Origin of the sequence: Saccharospirillum mangrovi, assembly GCF_003367315.1 — a bacterium.
GTDB classification, from domain to species: Bacteria; Pseudomonadota; Gammaproteobacteria; order Pseudomonadales; family Natronospirillaceae; genus Saccharospirillum; species Saccharospirillum mangrovi.
The window spans coordinates 2,770,855-2,796,207 of record NZ_CP031415.1 but is presented as its reverse complement, the minus strand read 5'-3'; the positions used below and the strand labels follow the sequence as shown (position 1 = coordinate 2,796,207).

General features: G+C 57.4%; 23 protein-coding genes. 5 read left to right on the top strand and 18 right to left on the bottom strand.

Features of this window, described 5'->3' with window-relative positions; genetic code table 11:
• Nucleotides 1-13 precede the first annotated feature (13 nt).
• Nucleotides 14-1,861, bottom strand: a complete 1,848-nt coding sequence (gene ilvD, locus DW349_RS13295) for a dihydroxy-acid dehydratase (protein WP_108126437.1) — start codon at nucleotides 1,859-1,861, stop codon at nucleotides 14-16.
• Between the two features lie 199 nt (nucleotides 1,862-2,060).
• Nucleotides 2,061-2,489 carry a hypothetical protein gene (locus tag DW349_RS13290; protein ID WP_108126436.1) on the bottom strand — a complete coding sequence of 143 codons (429 nt, stop codon included), beginning with the start codon at nucleotides 2,487-2,489 and terminating at the stop codon, nucleotides 2,061-2,063.
• 424 nt (nucleotides 2,490-2,913) lie between these two features.
• On the opposite strand from DW349_RS13290, the gene DW349_RS13285 reads away from it, so the two are divergent.
• Nucleotides 2,914-3,360 (top strand): hypothetical protein, encoded by a 447-nt coding sequence (locus DW349_RS13285; RefSeq protein ID WP_108126435.1) that lies wholly within the window; start codon nucleotides 2,914-2,916, stop codon nucleotides 3,358-3,360.
• 165 nt (nucleotides 3,361-3,525) lie between these two features.
• On the opposite strand, the gene oppF is transcribed toward DW349_RS13285, so the two are convergent.
• The 6 genes from oppF to DW349_RS13255 all read right to left on the bottom strand — a co-directional run bounded on the left by oppF (nucleotide 3,526) and on the right by DW349_RS13255 (nucleotide 9,929).
• Nucleotides 3,526-4,518 (bottom strand): murein tripeptide/oligopeptide ABC transporter ATP binding protein OppF, encoded by a 993-nt coding sequence (gene oppF / locus DW349_RS13280; protein WP_108126434.1) that lies wholly within the window; start codon nucleotides 4,516-4,518, stop codon nucleotides 3,526-3,528.
• Nucleotides 4,515-5,489, bottom strand: coding sequence for an oligopeptide/dipeptide ABC transporter ATP-binding protein (locus tag DW349_RS13275; protein ID WP_162824643.1), 975 nt, complete (start codon nucleotides 5,487-5,489; stop codon nucleotides 4,515-4,517). Before DW349_RS13275 ends, oppF begins: the two co-directional genes overlap by 4 nt.
• A gap of 11 nt (nucleotides 5,490-5,500) precedes the next feature.
• A complete protein-coding gene (locus DW349_RS13270) occupies nucleotides 5,501-6,427 on the bottom strand; it encodes an ABC transporter permease subunit (RefSeq protein WP_108126432.1) in 927 nt (308 codons plus the stop codon).
• Nucleotides 6,428-6,438: 11 nt separating this feature from the next.
• On the bottom strand, nucleotides 6,439-7,362 hold the full coding sequence (oppB, locus tag DW349_RS13265) for an oligopeptide ABC transporter permease OppB (RefSeq protein WP_108126431.1): 924 nt from the start codon (nucleotides 7,360-7,362) through the stop codon (nucleotides 6,439-6,441).
• A 199-nt stretch (nucleotides 7,363-7,561) separates the two neighbouring features.
• A complete protein-coding gene (locus DW349_RS13260; protein ID WP_108126430.1) occupies nucleotides 7,562-9,226 on the bottom strand; it encodes a peptide ABC transporter substrate-binding protein in 1,665 nt (554 codons plus the stop codon).
• A gap of 316 nt (nucleotides 9,227-9,542) precedes the next feature.
• Entirely contained in the window at nucleotides 9,543-9,929 is a 387-nt protein-coding gene (locus DW349_RS13255) for a PilZ domain-containing protein (protein ID WP_108126429.1), read from the bottom strand.
• A 121-nt stretch (nucleotides 9,930-10,050) separates the two neighbouring features.
• Here DW349_RS13255 and msrA point away from each other — a divergent pair, with 121 nt between their 5' ends.
• Nucleotides 10,051-10,671, top strand: a complete 621-nt coding sequence (gene msrA, locus DW349_RS13250; RefSeq protein WP_108126428.1) for a peptide-methionine (S)-S-oxide reductase MsrA — start codon at nucleotides 10,051-10,053, stop codon at nucleotides 10,669-10,671.
• On the opposite strand, the gene pyrF is transcribed toward msrA, so the two are convergent.
• From pyrF to crp, 3 genes are all read right to left on the bottom strand, one after another.
• Nucleotides 10,668-11,483, bottom strand: a complete 816-nt coding sequence (gene pyrF / locus DW349_RS13245; RefSeq protein ID WP_108126427.1) for an orotidine-5'-phosphate decarboxylase — start codon at nucleotides 11,481-11,483, stop codon at nucleotides 10,668-10,670. The two genes, msrA and pyrF, sit on opposite strands and share 4 nt — an antisense overlap.
• Before the next feature lie 15 nt (nucleotides 11,484-11,498).
• On the bottom strand, nucleotides 11,499-12,767 hold the full coding sequence (gene argA, locus DW349_RS13240; RefSeq protein WP_108126426.1) for an amino-acid N-acetyltransferase: 1,269 nt from the start codon (nucleotides 12,765-12,767) through the stop codon (nucleotides 11,499-11,501).
• Between the two features lie 66 nt (nucleotides 12,768-12,833).
• On the bottom strand, nucleotides 12,834-13,481 hold the full coding sequence (gene crp, locus DW349_RS13235) for a cAMP-activated global transcriptional regulator CRP (protein WP_108126425.1): 648 nt from the start codon (nucleotides 13,479-13,481) through the stop codon (nucleotides 12,834-12,836).
• A gap of 256 nt (nucleotides 13,482-13,737) precedes the next feature.
• On the opposite strand from crp, the gene DW349_RS13230 reads away from it, so the two are divergent.
• The 3 genes from DW349_RS13230 (at nucleotide 13,738) to DW349_RS13220 (ending at nucleotide 16,681) form a co-directional block, all read left to right on the top strand.
• A complete protein-coding gene (locus tag DW349_RS13230; RefSeq protein WP_108126424.1) occupies nucleotides 13,738-14,157 on the top strand; it encodes an OsmC family protein in 420 nt (139 codons plus the stop codon).
• A gap of 74 nt (nucleotides 14,158-14,231) precedes the next feature.
• Complete coding sequence (speD, locus tag DW349_RS13225) at nucleotides 14,232-15,041, top strand: adenosylmethionine decarboxylase (protein ID WP_108126423.1); 810 nt, start codon at nucleotides 14,232-14,234, stop codon at nucleotides 15,039-15,041.
• 167 nt (nucleotides 15,042-15,208) lie between these two features.
• The gene (locus DW349_RS13220; RefSeq protein ID WP_108126422.1) at nucleotides 15,209-16,681 is read left to right on the top strand and encodes a CYTH domain-containing protein; all 1,473 of its coding nucleotides are present in this window, start codon (nucleotides 15,209-15,211) and stop codon (nucleotides 16,679-16,681) included.
• Between the two features lie 73 nt (nucleotides 16,682-16,754).
• On the opposite strand, the gene coq7 is transcribed toward DW349_RS13220, so the two are convergent.
• The 7 genes from coq7 to DW349_RS13185 all read right to left on the bottom strand — a co-directional run bounded on the left by coq7 (nucleotide 16,755) and on the right by DW349_RS13185 (nucleotide 25,348).
• Entirely contained in the window at nucleotides 16,755-17,396 is a 642-nt protein-coding gene (gene coq7 / locus DW349_RS13215) for a 2-polyprenyl-3-methyl-6-methoxy-1,4-benzoquinone monooxygenase (protein ID WP_108126421.1), read from the bottom strand.
• Nucleotides 17,371-19,740, bottom strand: coding sequence for a hybrid sensor histidine kinase/response regulator (locus DW349_RS13210; protein WP_108126420.1), 2,370 nt, complete (start codon nucleotides 19,738-19,740; stop codon nucleotides 17,371-17,373). Before DW349_RS13210 ends, coq7 begins: the two co-directional genes overlap by 26 nt.
• Nucleotides 19,741-19,825: 85 nt before the next feature.
• On the bottom strand, nucleotides 19,826-21,115 hold the full coding sequence (gene purD, locus DW349_RS13205) for a phosphoribosylamine--glycine ligase (RefSeq protein ID WP_108126419.1): 1,290 nt from the start codon (nucleotides 21,113-21,115) through the stop codon (nucleotides 19,826-19,828).
• A 15-nt stretch (nucleotides 21,116-21,130) separates the two neighbouring features.
• Entirely contained in the window at nucleotides 21,131-22,711 is a 1,581-nt protein-coding gene (purH, locus tag DW349_RS13200) for a bifunctional phosphoribosylaminoimidazolecarboxamide formyltransferase/IMP cyclohydrolase (protein ID WP_108126418.1), read from the bottom strand.
• A 92-nt stretch (nucleotides 22,712-22,803) separates the two neighbouring features.
• Nucleotides 22,804-23,118, bottom strand: a complete 315-nt coding sequence (fis, locus tag DW349_RS13195; RefSeq protein WP_108126417.1) for a DNA-binding transcriptional regulator Fis — start codon at nucleotides 23,116-23,118, stop codon at nucleotides 22,804-22,806.
• Nucleotides 23,115-24,053: a tRNA dihydrouridine synthase DusB gene (gene dusB / locus DW349_RS13190; protein ID WP_232819362.1), complete on the bottom strand. Its 939-nt coding sequence runs from the start codon at nucleotides 24,051-24,053 to the stop codon at nucleotides 23,115-23,117. Before dusB ends, fis begins: the two co-directional genes overlap by 4 nt.
• Nucleotides 24,054-24,232: 179 nt before the next feature.
• The gene (locus DW349_RS13185; protein WP_162824642.1) at nucleotides 24,233-25,348 is read right to left on the bottom strand and encodes a DUF3426 domain-containing protein; all 1,116 of its coding nucleotides are present in this window, start codon (nucleotides 25,346-25,348) and stop codon (nucleotides 24,233-24,235) included.
• Nucleotides 25,349-25,353 lie beyond the last annotated feature (5 nt).

Genomic DNA, 25,353 nt, shown 5'->3' with positions numbered 1-25,353 from the left:
CCGCGTCTCGCGTTCAATCGCCCAGCATTTCGACGTTGCGCACCGCGCCCTTGTCGGCGCTGGTCGCCAGCAGGGCGTAGGCTTTCAACGCCGTGGTGACTTTGCGTTTGCGCGGTGCGGCCGGTTTCCAGGCGGCCGCACCGCTGGCGTTCATTTCGGCGCGGCGCTGCGCCAGTTCTTCATCGCTGATGTCGATACGGATTGAGCGGTTGGGAATGTCGATGACGATGGCATCGTCTTCACGCACCAGCGCGATGTTGCCGCCAGCGGCGGCTTCCGGCGATACGTGACCGATCGACAGGCCAGAAGTGCCACCGGAAAAACGCCCGTCTGTCAGCAAGGCGCAGGCTTTGCCCAGGCCTTTGGATTTCAGATAGCTGGTCGGGTAGAGCATTTCCTGCATACCCGGTCCGCCTTTGGGGCCTTCGTAGCGGATAACGACAACGTCGCCCGCGCCCACTTTGTCGCCGAGAATGCCTTCGACGGCCGCATCCTGGCTTTCAAAAATGCGCGCCTTGCCGGTGAATTTCAGAATGCTGTCGTCAACGCCGGCGGTTTTAACCACGCAGCCGTTTTCTGCCAGGTTGCCGAACAAGACCGCCAGACCGCCTTCGCGACTGTAGGCGTGTTCGATGGCGCGAATGCAGCCGTGTTGGCGGTCGCCATCGAGCGTCGGCCAGCGGGTGGATTGGCTGAACGCTTCCTGCGTTGGGATGCCAGCCGGGCCGGCGCGGAAGAATTCTTTCACCGCTGAATCGTCGGTGCGCATGATGTCCCACTGCGCCAGGCCGTCGGCCAGGGTTTTGGCGTGGACCGTCGGCAAGTCCGTGTGCAGCAGGCCGGCGCGGTCGAGTTCACCGAGAATGGCGTAGATGCCGCCGGCGCGGTGCACGTCTTCCATGTGGTAGTTCGGGTTGTTCGGCGCGACTTTGCACAGCTGCGGCACCGAACGCGACAGCCGGTCGATGTCGGCCAAAGTGAAATCGACTTCGCCTTCCTGAGCAGCGGCCAGCAAATGCAGGATGGTGTTGGTCGAGCCGCCCATGGCGATGTCGAGCGACATGGCGTTTTCAAAGGCTTTGAAACTGGCGATGGTGCGCGGCAGTACGCTGTCGTCGTTGTCTTCGTAATAACGCTTGGCCAGGCCGACAATGCGCTGGCCGGCTTCGAGGAACAGACGGCGGCGGTCGGAATGCGTGGCGAGTGTGCTGCCGTTGCCAGGCAGCGACAGGCCGATGGCTTCGGTCAGGCAGTTCATTGAGTTGGCGGTGAACATGCCGGAGCAGGAACCGCAGGTCGGGCAGGCGGAGCGCTCGTATTCGGCGACGGTTTCGTCGTCGGCGTTGGGGTCGGCGGCAATCACCATGGCGTCGACCAGATCCAAACCGTGTTCGGCGAGTTTGGTTTTGCCGGCTTCCATCGGCCCGCCAGAGACGAAAATAACCGGAATATTCAGGCGCATGGCGGCCATCAACATTCCCGGCGTGATTTTGTCGCAGTTGGAAATGCACACCAGCGCATCGGCGCAATGGGCGTTGACCATGTATTCCACCGCATCGGCGATGACTTCGCGCGAGGGCAGGCTGTACAACATGCCGTCGTGGCCCATGGCAATGCCGTCGTCCACGGCAATGGTGTTGAATTCTTTGGCGACACCACCGGCGGCTTCAATTTCGCGGCACACCAACTGACCGAGGTCTTTTAAATGCACGTGGCCCGGCACGAACTGAGTGAAGGAGTTGGCGACGGCGATGATCGGCTTGTGGAAGTCGTCGTCTTTCATGCCGGTAGCGCGCCACAGCGCGCGGGCGCCGGCCATGTTGCGGCCAGCAGTGGAGGTTTTCGAGCGATACTCAGGCATGGCGGTCTTCCTGCGTTGGTCGGGCGGGGCACGGACGCCGTCCGGTGATTTTTCTAGTGGCGGTATTGTACTGAAGGAACAGCGCGTACGCAGTGCAATATTGCTAACGGATTGTTTCTTCTGGCGCGACAATGGCCGCTGGTATTGATGTGGATGTCACGGTGCTATCAGCCAGCGATTGTGCAGCGATTATGCCGGCTCAGAAAACGTCGCCGTAACGCCATCGGTCGCCCAGCGGCAATGGGACTTCGATACCGAAATTAAAATACGAAGCGTCCAGGTCGTTGCCGTTCGATTGAAAGGTTTGTTGTGTGTATCCGAGGTATAAAAAATGCCAGCCGGCTTTGACGTTCAAACCCGGGGTGGTTTCGAATTCCACCTGCTGAGCCGACGCGCCATGGCGTTCGTATTGCGCCGCGAACAGTTTTGTCGCCCCGGCTTCGATGAAAAATCCGCAGCCGAGGTGGTCGTAACCATCGCAATGCCGCGATAGCCGCAGGCCAACGTCGAACGGGAAAGCGCTGAAGTTATAACGACTATTGTCGTTTTCAGCCAATTCGATTTTATAGCCCAGGCGGGAGCGCATTTGCAGTTTGGGCGTGTGGGGGATATCCGGCAGATTCAGCATGATGCCGCCGTACAGGTAAAGTCCGTTACCGGCGTTTATTTCTCGGTCTGTTCCGTCCGAGAGTTCAAAAATATCCAGGCGGTCGCCGCCCCGTTGCGACTCAATTCCAGCGGTAGTTCCTAGCGTAGTTCCTGGAATACCTTCGGCCCAAACGCCTATTGGCAGGCAGGCTAAAACGAAAATCACCGATTTGAACATAGTCGATGTGCTCGATGGTGGGTAACGCCATGCAGCCTAGCAGAAGCGCGGTCATCAATGGTTATTGAATTTTAGCGGGTGCGTCAGATTGTTTGGCGAAGATGCTTGGTTTTTAGCGCTTAATCGTGTCGATTCGTGCTTTTTAATTTCACCCTCGGATGGTATTTGTAAGCGCCTGCCAGGGAATATCGAACGCTTTCCAATGGGATACTGAGGAGACACAACAATGAAAAAAATGTTTGTATTGCTGTTGCTCACACCGATGCTCGCATGGGCCGACGATTGGTCCGTTACGCCGGTACTGGGCATCGACGCTCAATTTGGTGGCGATACCATCGAAACCATTGTCTACACCGATAACACTGAGCAAGACCTGTTGGCCGGTAATGGCTTGGTTTTTGTCGGCGGTGTGTTGGTGGATCTGCCGCTCGACAATACCCAGTTACACACCAGCCTTGGGTTTAAATATTCCACGTCGGCGGCAACCAACGTGGACGTCAATAAAATTGCCTGGCCGCTGGAAGTGGGTCTGCGTTATACGTTGGACAATGGTCTCTTTGCCGAAGCCGGTGCCGTTAAACATCTGGCCGCCAGCTACACGTCCAGTGGCGCTGGTTTTAATCGCGATGACGAATACGACACCTCCATTGGCCTGAACCTTAAGGCTGGCTAGCGTTTTATTACCGTCGGTTATTCGCAGCAAACCTATGAAACGGATGACGAAGAATTTGATGCATCCTCATTTAATGTTGGTTTGGAAGTGCCGTTGGATTTTTAACAATCAATGAGCCAAAAAAAACCGCACTCAAGGTGCGGTTTTTTTATGACAGCAAGCTGATCAGTCGTGGAAATGACAAGCCACTTGATGCGTGCCGGCTGCGTAATCCAGCGACGGTACCTGATCGGCACAGCGTGCCTGAGCTTTTGGGCAACGCGTACGGAACACACAGCCTGACGGCGGATTGATCGGTGATGGCAAATCGCCTTCGATCAAAATAACTTCCTTGTTACGCTCAATTTTCGGATCGGGAATCGGCACCGCCGAAATCAGCGCCTGGGTGTATGGATGACGCGGTGTGTTGTACAGATCTTTGGCGTCAGCCAGTTCCATGACGTTGCCCAGATACAGCACCATGATGCGCGTTGAAATGTGTTTGACCACACTCAGGTCGTGCGCAATGAAGATCAGCGACAGGCCCATTTTCTTCTGCAAATCCATTAACAGGTTGACCACCTGCGCCTGAATTGACACGTCCAGAGCCGACACCGGTTCGTCACAAATAATCAGCTTGGGCTTCAGAATTAACGCACGGGCGATGCCGATGCGCTGACACTGGCCGCCGGAAAATTCGTGCGGATATCGGTTCACCTGGTTGGGCAGCAGGCCGACCGTTTTCATCATGTCGCGCACCCGTTCCTGCACTTCGGTCTGTGGCATTTTCGGGAAATGCGTGCGCAGTGGTTCGGCGATGATCTGGCCGATGGTCATGCGCGGGTTCAGCGATGCCAACGGGTCCTGGAAAATCATCTGGATGTCTTTGCGGTGCGGCCGCATCTGGCGATCTTTCAACGGTGCCAGGTCCTGACCGAGCCAGACAATTTCGCCAGCTTCAATCGGCAGCATGCGAATAACGGCGCGCGCCAGTGTGGACTTGCCACAACCGGATTCGCCAACGATGCCGAGCGTTTCGCCTTCGTACAAATCGAAAGAAACGTTGTTTACCGCTTTCAGTTTCTTCGGTTTGCTCCAGGGCATGGCGCCTTTGGCGTGGATGTCGAACTGGACTTTCAGGTCCTTGACCGACAGCAGTTTTTGCTTCGCTTCGCTCATCGCAGGGCCTCCGGTTCGAAGTGGCAAGCGCGTTGCCGGTGCAGGCTGTTTTGCTCGGTCAGGGCCGGCATGTCACGCGCGCAGCGCTCATCGGCGTGCGGGCAGCGTGGCTGGAATGGGCAACCAGCGGGCAGGTCGAGCATGTTGGGCGGGTTGCCAGGAATGGTCAGCAGCTGTTCGCCGCTGTCCTGATCCAGACGCGGGATGGCCTTGAGCAGCCCACGCGTATAGGGATGGCTGGGCGATTCGAACACTTGCTCCGTGTCGCCGTATTCCATCACCCGACCGCCGTACATCACCAGAGTGCGTTCGCAGGCGCCGGCGACCACACCCAAATCGTGTGTGATCAGCATGATGGCGGTGCCGAATTCTTTTTGCAGGTCGGCAAGCAGGGTCATGATCTGCGCTTGCACGGTGACGTCCAATGCTGTGGTCGGTTCGTCAGCGATCAACAAACGCGGCCGCAGCAACAACGCCATGGCGATCATCACACGCTGGCGCATGCCACCGGAGAATTCGTGCGGGTACATGTGGATGCGGTTGCGCGCTTCGGGAATGCGCACGGCGTCCAGCATGCGAACGGCTTCGTCCAGCGCTTCACGTTTCGACAGCCCTTTGTGGTGTCGCAACACTTCGGTGAGCTGCTGACTGACCTTCATAAACGGATTCAGCGAGGTCATCGGATCCTGGAAGATCATGCTGATCTGGTCGGCGCGGATGTGGTTCAGTTCCGGCTCGGGCAGATTCAGAATTTCGCGGCCATCGAAATTAACGCTGCCTTCGGCGCGGCCATTGCCGGCCAGCAGACCCATGATGGAAAAAGCGGTCTGGCTTTTACCGGAGCCGGATTCACCGACAATGGCGAGCGTCTCGCCCGCGTCCAGATGAAAACTCAGACCATTCACTGCGCTCACTTCACCATCGAGGGTGTCGAAGCGGACGCTGAGGTCGTTCACGGTTAATAAACTCATCATTCAATGCCTTAACGGTCTTTCGGGTCGAGGGCGTCACGCAGCCCATCGCCGATGAAAAACAGACTGACCAGGGTGGCGATAAAGAAACCCAGCGGGTAACCCAGTTGCCAGATGGTGCCGTAACGCATGGTGGCGGAACCCTGATCGATCAATGCGCCCCAGGATGTCATGGGTTCTTGCACGCCCAGACCGAGGAAGGAAATAAAGGATTCGGTCAGAATCATCTGTGGCACCAGCAAGGTGGCAAACACCACGACCACACCCATCAGGTTAGGCACGATGTGACGCCGCACGATGGTCATTGAACCTAAGCCTGTGGCAACGGCGGCTTCGATGAATTCTTTGTTTTTCAGCGACAACGTCTGGCCGCGCACGATGCGCGCCATGTCCATCCAGGAAATCAGGCCGATGCCAATGAACAGCAACGTAATGCTGCGACCAAAGGCCACCAGCAGCAGGATCAGGAAGAACATGTAGGGAATGGACATCATGATGTCGACGAAGCGCATCATCAGGTTGTCCAATCGACCGCCAAAATAGCCGGCAATAGCGCCGTACAGAGTGCCAATGACGACGGCAATGCCAGCGCCAATGATGCCGACCATCAACGAAATCTGACTGCCGAGTGCAACGCGGGCAAACAGATCGCGACCTTCGTTATCGGTGCCGAAATAGTGTCCGGTTTCGATGGACGGCCGACCCGCAACTGCCGGGTTACCGATGGCGCTCCAGTCGACTTTGTCGAAATCCCACTGGGCGAACACCGGGCCAACGTAGGCGAACAGGAACACCGCCAGCAAAATAAACAGACTGAACATGGCTGCCTTGTTGCGGGCGAAACGCAACATGGCGGTTTTCCACAGGCTGCGGCCGGCCATTTCCGTATTGGCCAGACTTTCCGCGAGTACTGCGGTTTTTTTGGAACGTAACAACATGAATAAAGCCCTCAGAGCCGGATCTTGGGGTCGATCCAGGCGTAGAGAATATCGACGATGGTGTTGAACAGAATGGTCAGCGCGCCCAGCAAAATAGTGACGCCCATGATGACCGAGTAATCGCGGTTCAGGGCCGCGTTAACGAAATAGGCGCCAATCCCACCGGTGGTGAAATAGACGTCAATAATGACCGAGCCGGTGATCATGATCACAAAGGTTGGGCCCAAATAAGACAGGACCGGCAACATGGCGGGCTTGAGGGTGTGGCGGAACAGGATGTGATGAAACGGCATGCCCTTGGCACGGGCAGTACGAATGTAGTTGGCGTTCAGCACTTCCAGCATGCTGGAGCGGGTAATACGCGCGATGCTGGCGAGGAAACTGGTGCCTAAGGCCACCACGGGCAGAATGATGTATTGAATCTGGCCGCCGCGCCAACCGCCGCCGGGCAACCAGCCCAGGTGGAGGGTGAACACCAGCACCAGAATCGGCGCCATCACGAAGTTGGGCAGTACCTGGCCGACAATGGCGAAGCCGACGGCAAAGTAGTCGCCCTTGGTGTTGTGCTTGAGCGCGGCGATCACACCCAAGGATATCCCCAGCACAACCGCAAAGACGAAGGCCCAGAAACCATAGGTGAGGGTGACCGGGAAGCCGCTTTCGATCATGTCGTTAACGGTTCGGTCCTTGAATTTGTAAGACGGACCAAAATCGAAATGGGTAACGATGTTATAGATGTAAGTGCCGATCTGTTGGTAAAGCGGTCGATCCAGACCGTACTTGGCCTCAATGTTGGCGAGTACTTCCGGCGGCAATGGTTTTTCGCTGTTGAACGGGCCGCCCGGCGCCGAGTGCATCATGATGAAGGAGATGACGATAAGAACCAGCAGCGTTGGGATGGCAACGCCTAATCGTCGGATGATGAAGTTGATCATGCTTATAGCCTGCTGAAAAAAACGCCGCCTATTCTACTAAAGTCCCACTCCAGCTTTCGAACATTCCCTCGGATTGCGCAGTGACTGCGCCGTAAAGCTATGAAAACAAAGGTTTAATCACGGATAAGGTGGCGGAAGGTCGTGCTGTATATGAAAAGGCACCGCCACAAGGGCGGTGCCTGACTCTTACGCTAGTTGATCAATGTTCAACAATGTACAGCTCGCGGCTGTAAGTGTTCTGTTGAACATCGTTATAGCGCCAGCCTTTGACGTACGGCTTGAGCATGAATACTTCGGTGTAGTGATAGATCGGAGCATTCGGCATGTCTTCGGCGATCAACAACTCCATTTGCGTGTAGTTGTCGCTCGGGTCAGTCATGGTTTTGGCTTCGGCGTCCAGACGGTCGTATTCGGCAGAGACGTAGTTAGCGTCGTTGTAGCCGGATTCAGACTGCATCAGGTCGAGGAAGGTTGAGGCTTCGTTGTAGTCACCGCACCAGCCGGCACGTGCTACCTGGAAGTTGCCTTCGCTGCGGGTGGTCAGGAAGGTTTGCCATTCCTGGTTAGCCAAAGTGGCGTTGACGCCCAGTTTTTCTTTCCACATCGCAGCGACTGCAACGGCAATGGCACGGTGGCTTTCTGAGCTGTTGAACAGGATTTCGAAGTTCAACGGGTTTTGCGGACCATAACCGGCTTCGGCCAGCAGGCGCTTGGCTTCGGCGTCGCGCTCAGCTTGAGTCATGGTGGCGAAGTCAACGGTCGGCGGAGTGAAGCCAGCGGTCAGCTCAGGAGTGAAGGTGTAACCCGGGAACTGGCCGCCCTGGGTGACGTTTTCAACGATGATGTCGCGGTCGATGGCGTAAGACAGTGCCTTACGGACGCGAACGTCGTCGAACGGTGCAACTTCGTTGTTAAACACATAGTAGTAAGAGCACAGGCTCGGAACCGCGTGGGCTTCTTCCGGAGACTGCTGTTCCAGACGCGGGTATTGGCCGGCCGGGATGTCAGTTTTGTCCAGTTCGCCGGCTTCGTAGCGAGTCAGGCCTTGGTTTTCGTCGTTGATGACGTAGGCTTCAACGCGATCGATCAGGTTTTCGGCGTTGTTCCAGTACAGCGGGTTGCGCTCCAGCACAGTACGCTCACCGATGACGTATTCGGTCAGAGTGAAAGCGCCATTACCAACCAGATTGCCCGGACGGGTCCACTCGATACCGTACTCGTCGATTACCCATTGCGGTGACGGGAAGGTGGTGGAGTGCATAACCATCTGCGGGAAGTAAGGCAGCGGACGCTCCAGTTGAACTTCCAGGGTGTAATCGTCGAGGGCGGTTACGCCCAGCTCTTCACCCGGCAGGTCGCCTTCCAGGACGGCGTCAACGTTTTTCAGCGCCATCAAAGACATGTACCAGGCGTACGGGGACGCCAGTTCCGGATCAACAGCACGGCGCCAGGCGTAGACGAAATCGCCTGCGGTGACCGGCTTGCCGTCAGACCACTTGGCGGTGTTGCGCAGGTGGAAAGTCCAGGTTTGGTTGTTGTTGGTAGATTCGTAACGCTCAGCAACGCCAGGAACCGGGTTGCCATCTTTGTCGGCGTTCAGCAGACCTTCGAACAGGTCGCGAGAGATGTAGGAGCCGTCGACATCTTCAACCACTTGCGGGTCGAAGGAAGAAACTTCGTCCAGAGCCTGATAACGGAACACTTGTTCTGCAGCCAGCTTTTCACCGGTAACCGGGTGAGTAGCGGCGGGTGCAGACTGGGCACTGCTTGTGCTCTCTTCGTCTTGTGAGCAACCGGCCAGGGCAACACCTGCGATCAACGCAGCAGCCAGGCTCAGTCGCCAATGTTCAGCGATGGGTTTCATGAATGATCCTCTTTTGTTGTGACTGACGACTGCCAACCTCTTTTGAAGGCCGGCAATTGAAACAAGAACGGGTTGGCCAATAAGCCAACCCGTCCAATGGAAAGCAGTGAAAGTGTCATATCTTTTCAAAAACATCAACGATGTTTTTCATATTCCACAACCACCAAACCGATAGGCGTCCGTAATCGGTTGCAGGCGGCATTATACCGAATTTTTCGCCGAAGATAGCGACGAATAAGAGGGAAGAAAACGGCACCTTTTTTGTTCGGAATTGGCCGTCAAAAATGGCCGTCGCCCAAAAATGGTGCGGTTTTAGTCAGGATTCGGCTTCCATAGCGTCGATTAGATTACTCAGCTCGCGTTGCAGCGCTTCGGCGTCGCCCAGGTTGACTTCAACCAGTCGACGCAAATGCGAGGCGGTGTCCACATCCATGGACAGGATGTTAACGCCACAGGCCTGGCGCTGGGGATGGACGTACGCGACGGTGATTTCCATCTGCATTTCCACATCGCCCTGATCCAATCGAACTTTGAGTTGACCAATCTGACCGGTAGCAATGTGCGGGGTCGTTTCATTCAACATGATCAAGGCGCCCTTGAGACTGATGTCGCGCAGCACGCCGAGGTAGTGCTGGTCGCCAAACTCCAGGGCGACTCGGGCATCGAAGGCGATGCGCTGAAAACGGCGTTGTTCTTTGGTCATCAATACTTCCTCAGCGGGTGTTGAAAACACTATAGTTGGCGCGCATCTAGGCTGCAACGCGAGGCCGCTGGCCTGGCGATTTCATAGCTGATCCTTATTTCCGACAAGCAGGAGCGCCATCATGGCCCGATCCACTCTCATGCCCAGTGCCGACGAACTTCTTTCCGGTCGTTCGGAGCCGCTGGACGTCGATTACCACCATCTCGTCCTGGACATCGATATGCGTGACACCCCCGACGGCTGCGAGGAAATCTTCCTGGGCATGGGCTGTTTCTGGGGCGCTGAGCGGCATTTCTGGCAGTTGCCAGGTGTGGTGAACACGGCGGTGGGCTATGCCGGTGGCTCGACACCGAATCCGACTTATGAAGAAGTCTGCTCGGGTCGCACCGGACACACTGAAATTGTCCGGGTGGTGTACGACCCGGCCGTGTTGCCGTTAGCGAAGTTGTTGAAGTCTTTTTGGGAAGCCCACGATCCGACTCAGGGCATGCGCCAGGGTAATGACATTGGCACTCAGTACCGCTCTGCGGTCTATGGTGACGAGGCCCAATTGGCGGTCGCGCGCGATACGTTGGCAGTCTTCCAGTCGCAATTGGATTCGCTGAGCAAAGGCCCGATCACTACAGAGTTGGCGCCCAAGCCGGCATTTTACTTTGCTGAGACTTACCACCAGCAGTATCTGTACAAGAACCCACTCGGCTATTGCGGCTTGAAAGGTACTGGCGCGGTCTGCCCGATTTAAGCAAACGCCAGCGCCTGAATCTGATCGCGCAAGGTCAGCGCCTCCTGTCGGGCGGCGCTGGCAAAATCATCGCCTTCACTGGCATAGAGTACCGAGCGGGATGCGTTGATCATCAACCCTCGTCCCGGTGCGGTTTGGCCGTAACGGACGGTGGCAGCCAGATCCCCACCTTGAGCGCCAATGCCGGGCACCAGCAAGGGTAAGTCTGGCGCAGCGGCACGAATGCGCGCCATTTCTTCCGGTGCCGTCGCACCAACCACCAGACACAGATTGCCGTTCCCATTCCAAGCGTCTTGCGCCCGACGGGCTACGTGAATGTACAGAGGCTCGCCGTCGATTAGCTGATCCTGAAAATCTCTGGCACTTGGGTTGGACGTGCGGCACAGCACGATAACACCTTTGTCGCGATGTTCGGCAAACGGCAGAACGGTATCGGCGCCCATATAAGGATTCACGGTGACGGCATCAGCGCCGTAATGTTCGAAGGCTTCGCGGGCGTACATGGCGGCCGTTGAGCCAATGTCGCCGCGTTTGGCGTCGAGAATCACCGGAACGTTCGGATATTGCTGCTTTATATAGCCGATGCTGGCTTTGAGCTGGGCTTCGGCCGATTCGGCGGCGTGGTGCGCAAACTGAGGTTTGAAGGCGCAGACCAGATCGGCCGTAGCATCGACGATGGCGTTGTTGAACTGTTCGATGCCGTCTTTGTGCTGTTGGAATCGAGCCGGGAAGCGCTCACGGAAAGGGTCGAGGCCGACACAGAGTTGGGTGCCTGCCTGCCAGCGGGCCTGAAGTTGGTCGATAAATGTCATGCGGTCTCCAAGGGTTCAGAGCGTTTTAAAATAGACTTTGGAGTTGCGCTGGTAGTTATACAGCTGCTGCCGGCCCGGCGGCAGATCGCTGACCGGGGCAGACTCGAAACCACGCTCGGCAAACCAGTGCGCCGTTTGTGTGGTCAGCACGAACAAGCGTTCGATGCGTTCCTGGCGGGCGCGTTTTTCCAGTGCGCTCAAGAGCGCGTCGCCCCGACCGGACTGACGGTAATCCGGATGCACAGCCACGCAGGCGAGTTCTGCTACCGGTGGATTGGTATCGGCCATCGGGTACAGTGCCGCGCAACCGACGATCATGCCGTCGCGTTCGTTGACGTAGAAATGGTCGATTTCGTTTTCCAGTTTTTCCCGGCTGCGCCGTACCAGAATGCCCGCTTCTTCCAGCGGATGCAGCAGTGCCAGAATGCCGTTGATGTCGTCGGTGCGGGCGGCGCGGAAGGTGTCGTAACGATCGCGGGCGATCATGGTGCCAACGCCGTCTCGGGTGAACAGTTCGCCCAGCAGTGCGCCGTCTTGTTGGCCGTCGATCACATGGCAACGGCCGATGCCCGCGTCGTTAGCGGCCAGGGCCGCACGCAATTCGCGACTGCCAGCTTGTTCGCTGTCAAGCCGGCTGAGGCATTGGCTTAACTCGAAAGCGGTCAGCTCTTTTTGATGATCGGTCAGCGGTAAAGGGTCGTCACCGATGATCACCAGTTTGTCGGCATCCAGACGACGCGCGGTTTCAACCAGCAGATGATCTGGCGCCAGGTAGAAGACTTCGCCAGTGACGGAATAACCCAGCGGCGGCAACAACACGATGTGGCCCTGATCGAGGTGACCGCGAATGGCCTGATGGTCGATACGGCGCACCCTACCTTGCGCCAGAAGGTCGGTCCCGTCGACTACACCAGCCGGGCGGGCAGTAACAAAGTTGCCACCAATCACACGGATGCGTGCCCCGTGCATGGGGGAATTGGACAGGCCCTGGCTGAAATGCGCTTCCAGACGTGAACGCCAATGACCGATGCGCGCCAGGATGGCGTCCATGGTCGTGGTATCGATGGGCGCTTCGCTGTCGAGGCGGGCGCCTTCTGCTTCTTCGGCATCAAAGCCGATGACCAGTTTCAATCCGAGGCTGTTGAGCAGTGCCAGGTCAGCTACCAACGATTGAACGGCAGCCTGGCTCAATACTTTGCCACGTAACCAGATGACCGCCGTTTTGCCGCGGTAGGCATGAATATAAGGCGCGCTGTTGCGGAACAGATGAACGAAATCGGTCAAGGAAAAAGGCCTCCAGTGTGGAGGCCCATGATAACGAATTCCGTGAGGACTAGGGAAACGCCAACGTCAGCGTTGCTGGAAGAATTCGCGCGAACCGAACACCACCATGGTCTTGCCTTTGACATTAACCAAGCCTTGCTCTTCGAGATTCTTCAGTACTCGACCGACCATTTCACGGGAACAGCCAACGATGCGGCCGATTTCCTGGCGGGTGATTTTGATCTGCATACCTTCCGGGTGAGTCATGGCATCGGGTTGGTGACACAGATCGAGCAAGGTGCGGGCGACGCGGCCGGTAACATCCAGGAACGCCAGATCGCCCACTTTGCGGGTGGTGGCGCGCAAGCGGCTGGCCATTTGCTCGCCGATAAAATACAGGATGCGAGCGTCGTCCTGAGTGATTTCACGGAATTTGTTATAGGAGATTTCGGCGATTTCACATTCGGTCTTGGTCTTGACCCAGGCCGAGCGCGAATCCAGGTTGTCGAACAAACCCAGCTCACCGAAGAAGTCGCCAGTGTTCAGGTAGGTCATGATCATTTCACGACCGTCGTCGTCTTCGATGATGACCGAGACGGTGCCTTTGATGATATAGAACAGCGAATCGCTCTTGTCGCCAGCGTAAATCAGCGTGGTCTTGGAGGGATAACGTCGGCGGTGGCATTGCGACAGGAAATAATCGAGATGAGTATGTTCGAGTGGCTGTCTGACCATAGTACGAGTCGATCCTGTTTTCGTATGGCCCGGGCGACCGCATTCTGACCGGGGCTGTTGTCCTTAAGAGCGACCGCCAATGGCCGATCCAGGCTGTATGGCGCGCCAATAGCGGCGCAGATTTAGTCATTATGGGCGATGGGTCCGCATCTGGCTACGACCGGAACGAATTTGTGTGATGGCGGTCCTGCCCGACCCCGGCGCTGTGGTAATCTTCGCCGACGCCAAGAGCTATCAACAATGGAGAAAATGAAAATTGAAGGCAACTATTCATTGGGCCGGTGACAAGGCCTTCGAGTATGTATCGGACAGCGGCCATCACGGTTTTGTTGATGGGGCTGCTAAAGACGGCGGTGACAGCCGCGGCCCGAGTCCGATGGAACTGGTGCTGTGCGGACTCGGTGGCTGCACCAGTTATGACGTGGTCGATATTTTGCGCAAAGGCCGTCAGGATGTGGTTGATTGTCAGGCGCAATTACAAGCCGAGCGTGCCGACACCATTCCGGCGGTGTTCACGCGCATTCATGTACATTTCATCGTCAGCGGCCATGATCTGAAACCAAATATGGTTGAACGAGCGGTCAAATTGTCTGCGGAAAAATATTGTTCGGCATCGTTGATGCTGGAAAAAGGTGGTGTCGAAATAACTCACAGCTATGAGGTGGTTGAGCTTTGATCAAGGTGTACTGGAACGATGTCGCCGGTGGTTGTTTTCTGACCACCGTCTCGGTTTTTGGGGAGTATTAATTGATGAACGACGAATTACGTTTGCATGGCTTTAACAATCTGACCAAGTCGCTCAGCTTTAATATTTACGACATCAATTACGCCAAGACGGAACAGCACCAAAAGGAATACATCGCCTACATTGACGAGGTGTATAACGCGGATCGTTTGACCGACATTTTAACGCGCGTCACAGAAATCATTGGTGCCAATGTGCTGAACGTCGCCCGCCAGGATTACGAGCCGCACGGCGCGAGTGTCACCATTTTGATTTCCGAGCATCCGGTGGGTAATGAAGAAGATCACGCGGAAGCCTCACCGGGCCCCATACCGAGTACCGTTGTTGGACATCTGGATAAGAGTCACATCACGGTACATACCTATCCGGAAAGTCATCCGGACAATGGTATTTCCACCTTTCGGGCGGACATCGATGTCAGCACTTGTGGTGTCATTTCGCCGCTCAAAGCACTCAACTTTTTAATTCATTCGTTTGACAGCGACATCGTCACCATGGACTACCGGGTGCGCGGTTTTACCCGTGACGTTGACGGCCGTAAGCACTACATCGATCACGAGATTAATTCGATTCAGAATTATCTGGCCGAAGATACGAAGGCGGCCTATGAAATGATCGACGTCAACATCTATCAGGAAAACATTTTCCACACCAAGATGTTGTTGAAGGATTTTCAGCTGGACAACTATTTGTTTGGCAGCGGTGTTGATGAATTTCCGGCAACCGAGCGGGAACACATCATGCGGGCGTTGTGGCGTGAAATGCAGGAGATTTTCTACTCACGCAACATGAGTAATGGGCCTGGACCGGTATAAGGGCTGACAAAACCCTGACATTCGAAGTAAAGTGTGATCCAAATCGCCAAACCGTGGTGGACCCGCCCGGTTTGGCAGGTAAACTGAGCAACTGACCTCGAGCGGAAGCAACTGCCGCCGCAGGGCAACTGATAATAACGATAAGCCATTGTGGAGCGAACCGTCCTATGGGCCAGGAAATCGAACTGAAATTGAGCATCCAATCGGATGCGACAGCGGCTTTTAAAGCCCACCCGATTTTGGCTGCATTGGACAGCCGGTCGCGGCATCTGGAAAACCGCTATTACGACACCGCTGATCAACGTTTAACCAAAGCCGGTTCCGCATTGCGTTTGCGCAAGGCTGGCGATCATTGGGTGCAGACTCTGAAAACCCGCGGCTCTAACGTTGGCGGTTTGCATCAGCGCGATGAATGGGAAAACGAACGTCCCGATGGTTCGTTGGATTTGTCGTTATTGCCCGCCGACCAATTACCCGCTGGATTGAAAGAATCCGATCTGCAACCGCTGTTTGCCACCCACTTCCACCGCCACCGTTGGATGGTGACGCACCTGGGTGCTGAAATCGAAGTGGTGCTGGATGAAGGCAAAATTCTGACCGAAACCCAGCAGCAACCGATCAGTGAAGTGGAACTGGAATTGAAAAGCGGTGAACTGCCGTCACTGCTCGATCTGGCGATGAAATTGACTGAAAGCGTGCCTTTGGTGCCGTCTGATCTTTCCAAGGCGGAACGTGGCTATCGCTTGCTCGACGGCAATGCCTCTTTGAATGTTCCGCTGCCCGCCATCGTTGCGCAGCAAAGTATGGAAAGTGCTTTTTGCGCCTTGATGGGTTACGAACTGGAACGTCTGCAATCGCATTGGGATCTGTTCTGGATCAGCCAGCAATGGCGTCATCTGCAAGCGTTGCTGGTCACACTTGGTAACATCCAGACTGAAATGGAATGGTTTGCCGGTATTCTGCCTGCCGAACACAGCCAGCGGTTTACTGCCTGGGTTATCTGGCTGGAAGAGGCCATTCGCCCGTTGGTGTCCTGGTGGCCGGCGTGTTTTGCACTGAGTCGTGATGCTCGCAGCGAGCCGGAAAACATTGCTGTCAGTTTGCAGCAGGCCAAAGCCATGCGTGCGTTGAACGGCATTGAATCGCTGGCACGGAACCCGCGTTTTGGTCACACCCTGATGTCTATGACCTGCTGGTTGCATACCCGCGCCTGGCGTTCACAACAAACGGAACAGCACCGTCGTGCCAGCGAAGAAGCAGTCAGCGATGGCTTGGATCGTTCGTTGTCATCGGCCTGGCAGGCTTTTAATCCGGAGCAGTTTGCCGGCAGCGCCAGCCATGCGTTGACGCAGTACCCGGCGGTGCATCGACTGTTGATGCTGTGCCAATACTTCAATTCGCTGTATGGCGAACAGTTGAATCACTATCAGGAAGAGTTGCAGGCGCTGGAAGACAATTTGTCCAAACTGTCGGCCATCGATGTGGTCAGCCGTTTGCGCGAGTGGTTGGATGAATTGCCGATGGAGCAACAGGCGTCCGTTTATTCCTGGACTCGTTCCAAGCCGGTGTTGCTGCGTGACATTAAGCAGTTGGCCGGTCGGTTGTTCGAATCCCGCGAAGTGGTTCCGAGCCGCGCCTGATTTCTGATCTGTACTAGCGAACGGGAGGCTGCTGTTAGGCGCCTCCCGTTTTTCTTGCCCGCTGTTTTTCCCGTTACACCCGATAGACGCTGCGCGTCATGACCTTTGAAATTGCCGTCATAAACTGTTTAACCGGCTCCGGAAAAACTTGTCCGCCCGCTGCAATGGCGTTGTGTGAATGGCGTTCTTCATCTTCCAACATCTGTTTCAAAATGGCGCGACTGCGCAGGTCGCGTTGACCGATCTGTTGCAAGTGATCGCGTAAATGCCCACTGACCTGATCTTCGGTGGCGGCGACAAACCCCAGCGACCAGCGGTCTCCTGCGATTCCAGCGCCGGCACCGAGCGCGAACGACAACGCATAAAACAGCGGATTCAGCAGACTGGTACGCCCGCCCAGTTCGTTGACGCGCTGTTCACACCAGGCCAGGTGATCGAGTTCTTCATCGGCGGCCTGTTGCATGGATTCGCGGACTTCCGGTAAGCGCGCTGTCGTCGCCTGACCTTGATACAACGCTTGAGCACAGACTTCGCCGGTGTGATTGATGCGCATCAGACCGGCAAAGTGCCGGCGTTCGTCGTCACTGAGATCGGGCGCCTGGTGATCGCGGCCCGGCGACGGATGGGCCGCACCAACCGCGCCGGGCGTCAGTGTTTTCAGCGCGTTATCGAGCTTGTCGAACAGGCGATCAGAAAAAGAGAGATTTCTTGGCATGGTGATTTTCCCGATTGTGCAGGATGTCTGGCAGGGCTTGCATCAGCGTTTGCTTGAGCGCTCGCCCGGAAACCGGTTTGGTCAACAGGTACTGAATATTAAGTCGGCTCTCGTCAAGTTCGACCTGACCGACATCAACCCCAGTCAACATAATGATCAGAATGTCGCGGTTCAGGGCTTCGTCGCTGCGCAGACGTTCGGCCAGTTCGGTGCCGGTCATCGACGGCATGTTCTGGTCGAGCACCAGCACGTCGATGGGCGTGCCCTTGTGATATTCGTTGTGCAAATTGGCGAGCGCCGATTGGCCGTTGCTGACCGTCAACACATCCATGCCCCAGCTCTTGCCCAGGTGTTCGATGACTTTGCGACAGGTCAGGTTGTCGTCCACTACCATCAGGCGGATGTCGGCCAGATCGCCAGAGGTCTGGGCATTGGCTTCGTCGCTGTCGGTGACTTCAGGGATCGGCAAATCCACCCAGAACGTGGAGCCAATGCGCAGTTCGCTGGAATACGACAGCTGGCCGTTGAGTAAGCCCACCAGTACTCGGGTGATTGGCAGCCCAAGATAGACTTCGCGTGGCGACAAAACGCTGTCTTCAAACGAGGTGGGAAAATCGAACAGGCTGTCTTTGCGTTCCTTGGGCAGGCCCGGTCCGGTGTCGGTCACGATGAAGCGAATGCGGTGTCCGGTCCAGGGTTTTACCTGCACCAGCACTTCCCCGTTTTCGGTGTAAGCCAGCGCATTGTCGAGTAGGTTCGACAGAATCTGAGTGATGATCTGGGCGTTGCCGCGATACCGACTGGGCAGTTCCGGCGCCACGTCCATCACCAATTCCAGTTGTTTGGCGTGTGCCAGGCGGGAATAGGGCTGAACTGCGTCTTCGAGCAAATCGTAGAGGTCGAATTCATCCTTGCTCTCAGGCAGTCGATTCAAGCCGATGCGTACCAGATTCTGCAGTTGATCCGCCTGGCGCAGCAGTGAAAAACCCGCCGCCTGCATGGTGTTGACGTATTCCTGTTGATGCGCCGACAGGCTGGTGTCTTGCAGCAATTCGGCCATGCCGAGCACTCCGTTGATCGGACCGCGCATTTCATGATTGAGCTTGCGCATCAGCGGCCAGTGCAGCACGGGCAAATTCAGACTGTTGGCGACCAGATTGGCATCGCGATAACGGGCGCGATGATAGGCCGCACGCAAAATGATCCAGCTGGCGGTCACCGCCGCCAGATGCAGCAACAGCGCATTGGTCGAAACGCTGAGCAGCAAACCCGCGCTGGAACCAACGATTAACAAAAACACCAGTACCGAGAACACCATGCCGGCCAGCGTCCAATATTCGTAGCGCAGGTTTGTCTGACGGCGGTACAGCCAGCCCAGCGACAAGGCGATAAGTGCTGGCGGCGCCATCAGCAGCAAGACGCCACCGAGTCCGCGCGTCATCGGCATCAGCGCGATGGCGGTCATTAGAAACAGGCCGCGCAGCACCCAGCGCAACGTTTCTTTCAGCCAACGACTGAAGTGTTCCTGGCGTGATTGCACCACCAAGCCGGTCAGGCCTAATAAGCCGAGAATGCCGCCGGTGTTGCGAGCACCAATGTCGACAAACGCCCAGTGCGGCAGCAGCGCGGACGCCAGGCCGTTCCAGCCGGCGCAAAGCAGGGTCAGGCCAACGCCGAACACCGTAGCCCAGCCGAGTGCCGGGTGCGGATAACGCACCAAGGCGACTAACACGAACCCGAGCCCCAACAGCTGCAACGCCAATAAAGCGGTGTGCAATCCCAGATTGATGCCGAGCGACGCCTGCAAAGTGGCGCGGTCCATCAACCAGAGTTGGGTGTTGAGTGGATCTTGTGATGCCAGACGGAGATAGAGCGTGTGCGTGCCAGCGAGCAACGACATCGGCAATACATAGGTGCCGAGCGGTTCGGGCCGGTCGGCCAGCGCAACGGCCGCGCCGGAACGAACGCTTTGGTAGTGGCCGTCGACATCCGGGTAATACAGTTCGATGGTGTGATTGGCGTGGCTTTCCACCAGAAAGTTGACCGATTGCGGCTGGCCGTCTGGGTTGGTCAGGCTCAATCGCAACCAGTGGCTGCCGTCGAAGATGCCGTTGCGGAGAATGTTCTGGTGGACCGGGGTAAAGCGGTTGGCCATCTCGTCGTCGAGCAAATCGGCCAGTTGCAGCGTGTTGCCCGGGTCGTCGAGGTAGTCGGCGTCCATCAGAATGTTCAGCCGGTAGCGTTCCTGATTCAGCAACACCGGATCGGCCAACGCCGCGCCCGTCATCAACAGCAGCCAGAGTACGGCCAACAAACGGCGGGCGGTGGGAGCGTGATGGCGCATGGGCAAGTCTCTCGAACGGTGTCGAGCGAGTATAACGTCCTGTTACAGCCGCCCCAACTGGCGAGCGGCCTGCCCGTCCAGCCGGTCAGTTACTGCGGCGGTTGATGGCGCGATGACCAATGTCGGTGCGGTAGAAGTAATCCGGCCAGTCGATCAGACGAGCGGCTTGATAGGCCGCCTGTTGCGCCGCGCCAACGCTGTCGCCCAGCGCAGTCACACACAACACCCGGCCGCCCTGGGTGACAACCTGACCATCGGCGTTGGTGGCGGTGCCGGCCTGGAAAACTTTGGTGTCGGCGGCAAAATTCGCGTCCAGACCCCGAATCACATCGCCTTTGCGGTAATCGTTCGGGTAGCCGCCGGCCGCCAGAACCACACCCAATGCCGGGCGCGGATCCCAGTCGGTGCGCATACCGGCCAGCCGACCTTCGACGGCCGCCAGACACAGCTCCACCAGATCGGACTGCAAGCGCAGCATAATCGGCTGGGTTTCCGGGTCGCCAAAACGGCAGTTGTATTCCAGCACCTTGGGCGTGCCGTCGGGCGCGACCATGATGCCAGCGTAGAGGAAGCCGCGATAACGATTGCCCTCGGCCTGCATGCCACGCACGGTCGGATAAATCACTTCATCGAGAATGCGTTGGTGCAGCGTCTCGGTCACGACCGGCGCGGGCGAGTAAGCGCCCATGCCGCCGGTGTTCGGGCCGGTATCGCCGTTGTCGCGCGCTTTGTGATCCTGTGACGAAGCGAACGGCACGACATCGAGGCCGTCGACCAGCACAATAAAGCTGGCTTCTTCGCCGACCAGAAATTCCTCGACCACCACACGTGAACCGGCGTCGCCGAATTTATTGCCCGCCAGCATGTCGTCGATGGCAGCGCAGGCTTCGGCTTCGGTCTGAGCGACGATCACGCCTTTGCCCGCCGCCAACCCGTCGGCTTTGACGACAATGGGCGCGCCTTTCTCGGCGACGTAGGCCTTGGCTTCGGCTGCGTCGGTGAACACGCCATAGAAGGCGGTTGGAATGTTGTGCCGCGCCAGAAAGTCCTTGGTGAAGGCTTTGGAGCCTTCCAGTTGGGCGGCGGCTTGAGTCGGGCCGAGAATTTTCAGACCGCGCGATTCGAACAGATCCACCACGCCAATCACCAACGGCGCTTCCGGGCCGACGATGGTCAGTTCGATGTCGTTGGCTTGCGCAAAGTCAGCCAACGCATCGAGATCGGTGACGCCAATAGCCACGTTTTCGATGCCCGGCTCGCTAGCGGTGCCGGGGTTGCCGGGCGCGACAAAGACGCGCTCAACGGCCGGGCTTTGCGCCGCTTTCCAGGCAAGAGCGTGTTCGCGACCGCCGTTGCCAATAATCAGAACCTTCATGTTTCAGTCTCCGGATCAGTGGCGGAAGTGGCGCATGCCGGTGAATACCATGGCGATGCCGTGCTCGTCGGCAGCGGCAATGACTTCGTCGTCACGCATGCTGCCGCCCGGTTGAATGACGGCTTTAACGCCCATCTCCGCCGCCTGGTCGAGGCCGTCGCGGAACGGGAAGAAGGCGTCGGACGCCATCACAGAACCGGCGATTTCCAGGCCTTCATCGGCGGCTTTGATGCCAGCGATCTTGGCGCTGTAGACGCGGCTCATCTGGCCGGCACCGACGCCAATGGTCTGGCCGTCGCGGGCGTAAACGATGGCGTTCGACTTAACGAACTTGGCGACCGACCAGGCGAATTGCAGATCGGCCAGTTGGGCGTCGGTCGGGGCGATTTTGGTGACCACTTTCAACTCAGCAGCGCTGATTCGACCCAGGTCGCGATCCTGCACCAGCAAACCACCGTTGACCTTTTTGAAATCGAAACCGGCGACGGCGTTTTGCCATTGGCCGCAGGCGAGCAAACGCACGTTGGGTTTGCTGGCAACAATCTCAGCCGCGGCAGCCGACACCGACGGCGCGATGATCACTTCCACAAATTGGCGCTCGATAATGGCTTTGGCCGTCTGCGCATCCAACTCACCGTTGAAAGCGATGATGCCGCCAAAGGCCGACGTCGGGTCGGTCTGGAACGCGCGGTTGTAGGCGTCGAGCAAGTTGGCGCCAGTGGCGACGCCACACGGATTGGCGTGTTTGACGATCACACAGGCCGGCGCGCTGAAGGCTTTGACGCATTCCAGCGCGGCGTCGGTATCGGCGATGTTGTTGTAGCTCAGCGCCTTGCCTTGCAGGCTTTGGGCGGTGGCAACGCTGGCTTCCAGCGGTTCGGCATCGACATAAAACGCCGCTTTCTGATGCGGGTTTTCGCCGTAGCGCATCACGTCTTTCAACTGCCATTGCTGGTTGAAGGTGTTCGGGAAATCACGACGCGCCGGTACGCTGGCGGGCGCTGTTTCGGCGTCCACGCTGCCCAGGTAATTGGCAATCATGCCGTCGTAGGCAGCGGTGTGTTCGAACGCAGAACGCGCCAGGCGGAAGCGGGTGGCGGCACTCAACCCGCCGGTTTCGTCCCATTCGGCAAGCAGGGTGTCGTAGTCGCCGCTGTTGACGACGATGGCGACATCTTTGTGGTTCTTGGCCGCTGAACGCACCATGGTCGGGCCGCCGATGTCGATGTTCTCGATGGCGTCGCCCAGTGTGCAATCGGGTTTGGCGATGGTGGCCGCGAACGGATACAGATTCACCACCACCAGATCGATCGGTGCGATGCCGTGTTCGGCCATCACCGCATCGTCGGTGCCACGCCGACCCAGAATGCCGCCGTGCACTTTCGGGTGCAGCGTTTTCACGCGGCCGGCCATCATTTCCGGAAAGCCGGTGTAATCCGACACTTCGCGCACCGGAATGTCAGCGTCACTGAGCAGGCGATGGGTGCCGCCGGTGGACAGCAGTTCCACGCCGCGTTCATGCAGGGCGCGGGCGAAGTCGAGAATGCCGGTTTTGTCGGAAACACTGAGCAGGGCACGTTGCGGGGCTAGGGTCATGCGGTCCTCACGGGCGGAAAGTCGATCGATTGGTCAAAAAATCAGGAAGCCAGAAAAACGAAAGGCGACCCGGAGGTCGCCTTGGTGGCCGCTTACAGCAGGCCGTATTGCTTGAGTTTCTTACGCAAGGTGCCGCGGTTGAGGCCGAGCACTTTCGAGGCTTTGGTCTGGTTGTCGCGGCAGAATCGCATCACCGCTTCGAGCATCGGCGCTTCCACTTCACTCATCACCATCTGGTAAACGTTGGCCACGTCCTGGCCTTCCAGATGAGCAAAATAATTGCGCATCGCCACTTCAACGCTGTCGCGCAGGGTTTGCGGTTGTTCTTTGGATGTATCGACCTGGAAGGTGTCGTTGTGCTGTGGCTGGGCGTTGGAAGAATCGGTGACGAAGGTGTCGAGGCTCATGCGGCTGTTTCCTTTAAAGAAATCAAACGATCAAACAATTGGTTCAACCACTGAAGCTGGGCCGTTGGCTGCTCCAGGGCATTGAATGCTTTGAGGGTGGGGCGGTCCACCTGCTGGTCCTTGAGGTACCAGCCTACGTGTTTGCGGGCGATGCGGGCGCCCAGATAGTCGCCGTAAAAACGGTGCAGTTCCTGTACGTGGTCGTGCAACGTCTGCGCAACAACGTTCAGTTCGGGCGCCGGTCGCAATTCGCCGGTCGCCAGGTAGTCGTTGATGGCCGCGAAAATCCACGGGTTGCCCTGTGCTGCGCGGCCAATCATCACGCCGTCGGCGCCGGTGTAACGCAGCACCTCGGCCGCCTTGAGCGGGCCATCGATGTCGCCGTTTGCCAGCACCGGAATCGACACCGCGGCTTTCACAGCGGCAATGGTGTCGTACTCAGCATCACCGCGATACGCATCGGCCCGGGTACGGCCGTGCACCGCTAACGCCTGAATGCCGATGTCTTCGGCCATGCGCGCGATGCGTACCGCATTGCGCTGATCCGGTGCCCAGCCGGTGCGGGTCTTTAATGTGACCGGCACATCGACAGCGGCTACCACGGCTTCAAGAATCTCGCGTACCAAAGGCTCATCGCGCATCAGCGCGGAACCGGCGGCTTTGTTGCACACCTTTTTCGCCGGGCAACCCATGTTGATGTCGATAATCTGGGCGCCGCCCGCTACGTTGGCGCGCGCCGCCTCGGCCATCATCTGAGCGTCGCCACCGGCAATCTGCACGCTGATCGGTCCGGCTTCGCCATCGTGATCCAGACGTTGCCGCGACTTGGCGGTGTCCCACAACCGGGTGTCGCTGGTAACCATTTCCGATACCACCAAACCCGCACCCAATTCACGGCACAGTGTGCGAAACGGACGATCGGTCACACCGGCCATAGGGGCCAGCACCGTGGGTCGATCGAACTGGTATGGGCCAATGGCAAACACGACAGGCGGTTAAAAATTGCTCAGCTCAGGGGCGGGGAATGATACTGACTTAGTGGTCGAACTTAAAGATTGACATCACTCAAACATCGGTGTTTGTGGTGGCTTTTTGAACAGCTGGTTTTGCCGCCTCAGCCGGGGCCAGGCGCGGTGCGCAGCTGATAGTTGATGGCGTCGGCGCTGGGCGCCTGGAACGGAATCGACACATAAATGCGCGTATTGGTCGGCATCAGTTTGATGCCAGTCAGTTCACCGCGCAGATAGTCGCTGGGCAGGAAGGCCTGGTCGGCGACGCGCGCTCCGTTGATGTCGGTGTATTCCAGAATCAGCGTCGGGAACGGCTGCCGGAACGGTGCCTGGTTGGTCAAAATGGCATCGAGCAATTTGACGTTTGCCACCGTCGGGTGATTGCGTACCAGCACGTTGCTGGGTTTGACGTTTGCCAGGTCTTGTTGCGGTGGCAATTCACACCCCATGACATCGCAAGCGGTTTGATAAAAACCGCGCCAGGGGTCGAGCCGGGCGTAGCGGTCCATCTGCCACCAGGCCAACTCGCCCGTCAGCGTAACCAGCAGCAATACGATGATCATCAGGCTCGGCCAGCGGCGGCGGGACGAATAGGCGTCGGCGCTGAAATCGAAATCCGTCGTGCTCAGCTGTTGCGCCAATTGCGCTGCGTGGCTGCCGCTGGTTTCCGGTTCGTCGTCCTGGTCATCGTCGTCGTCCAGAACCCAGGCGGATTCCACTTCGTCGTCCGAGTCCGGGTCGATGTTGAAGCTGGGTTCTGCGGGGCTGATTTCGGAAGGTCTGGCTTCCGGTGCTTTGGGTGGCGTTTGTTTGGGTTTGGCGGCGGGGCGTGCCGGCGCGTCGTCGCTTAAATCGCGGAAGGCGTCGCTGAGTTCGTCCAGTTCGTCGTCGGTGTTTTCCGACAGCAGGTCATCGTCGTCGGCAAAAATAAAATCTTCGAAGTCGTCGTTCGGATCGTCTTCAAACGGAAAATCGTCGCCATCCGGATCGGCTTTGGCGGTTGCTGCGCGTGCCGGTTTGGTCGGCGCGGATGATTTAGCCGGTGGCTGATTCGGCGTGGCCTTGCTTTTGAAATTGCCTTTCAGCAAATGGTTGCGCGCGCTGAATACCTGCAAGCACGCACCGCAACGCACTGAACCATTGGCAACGGCAAGATGCTCATCGGTAATGCGAAAAGAGGTACTGCAATGTGGGCACTGGGTAATGAAGGTTTCAGCCATGGCCA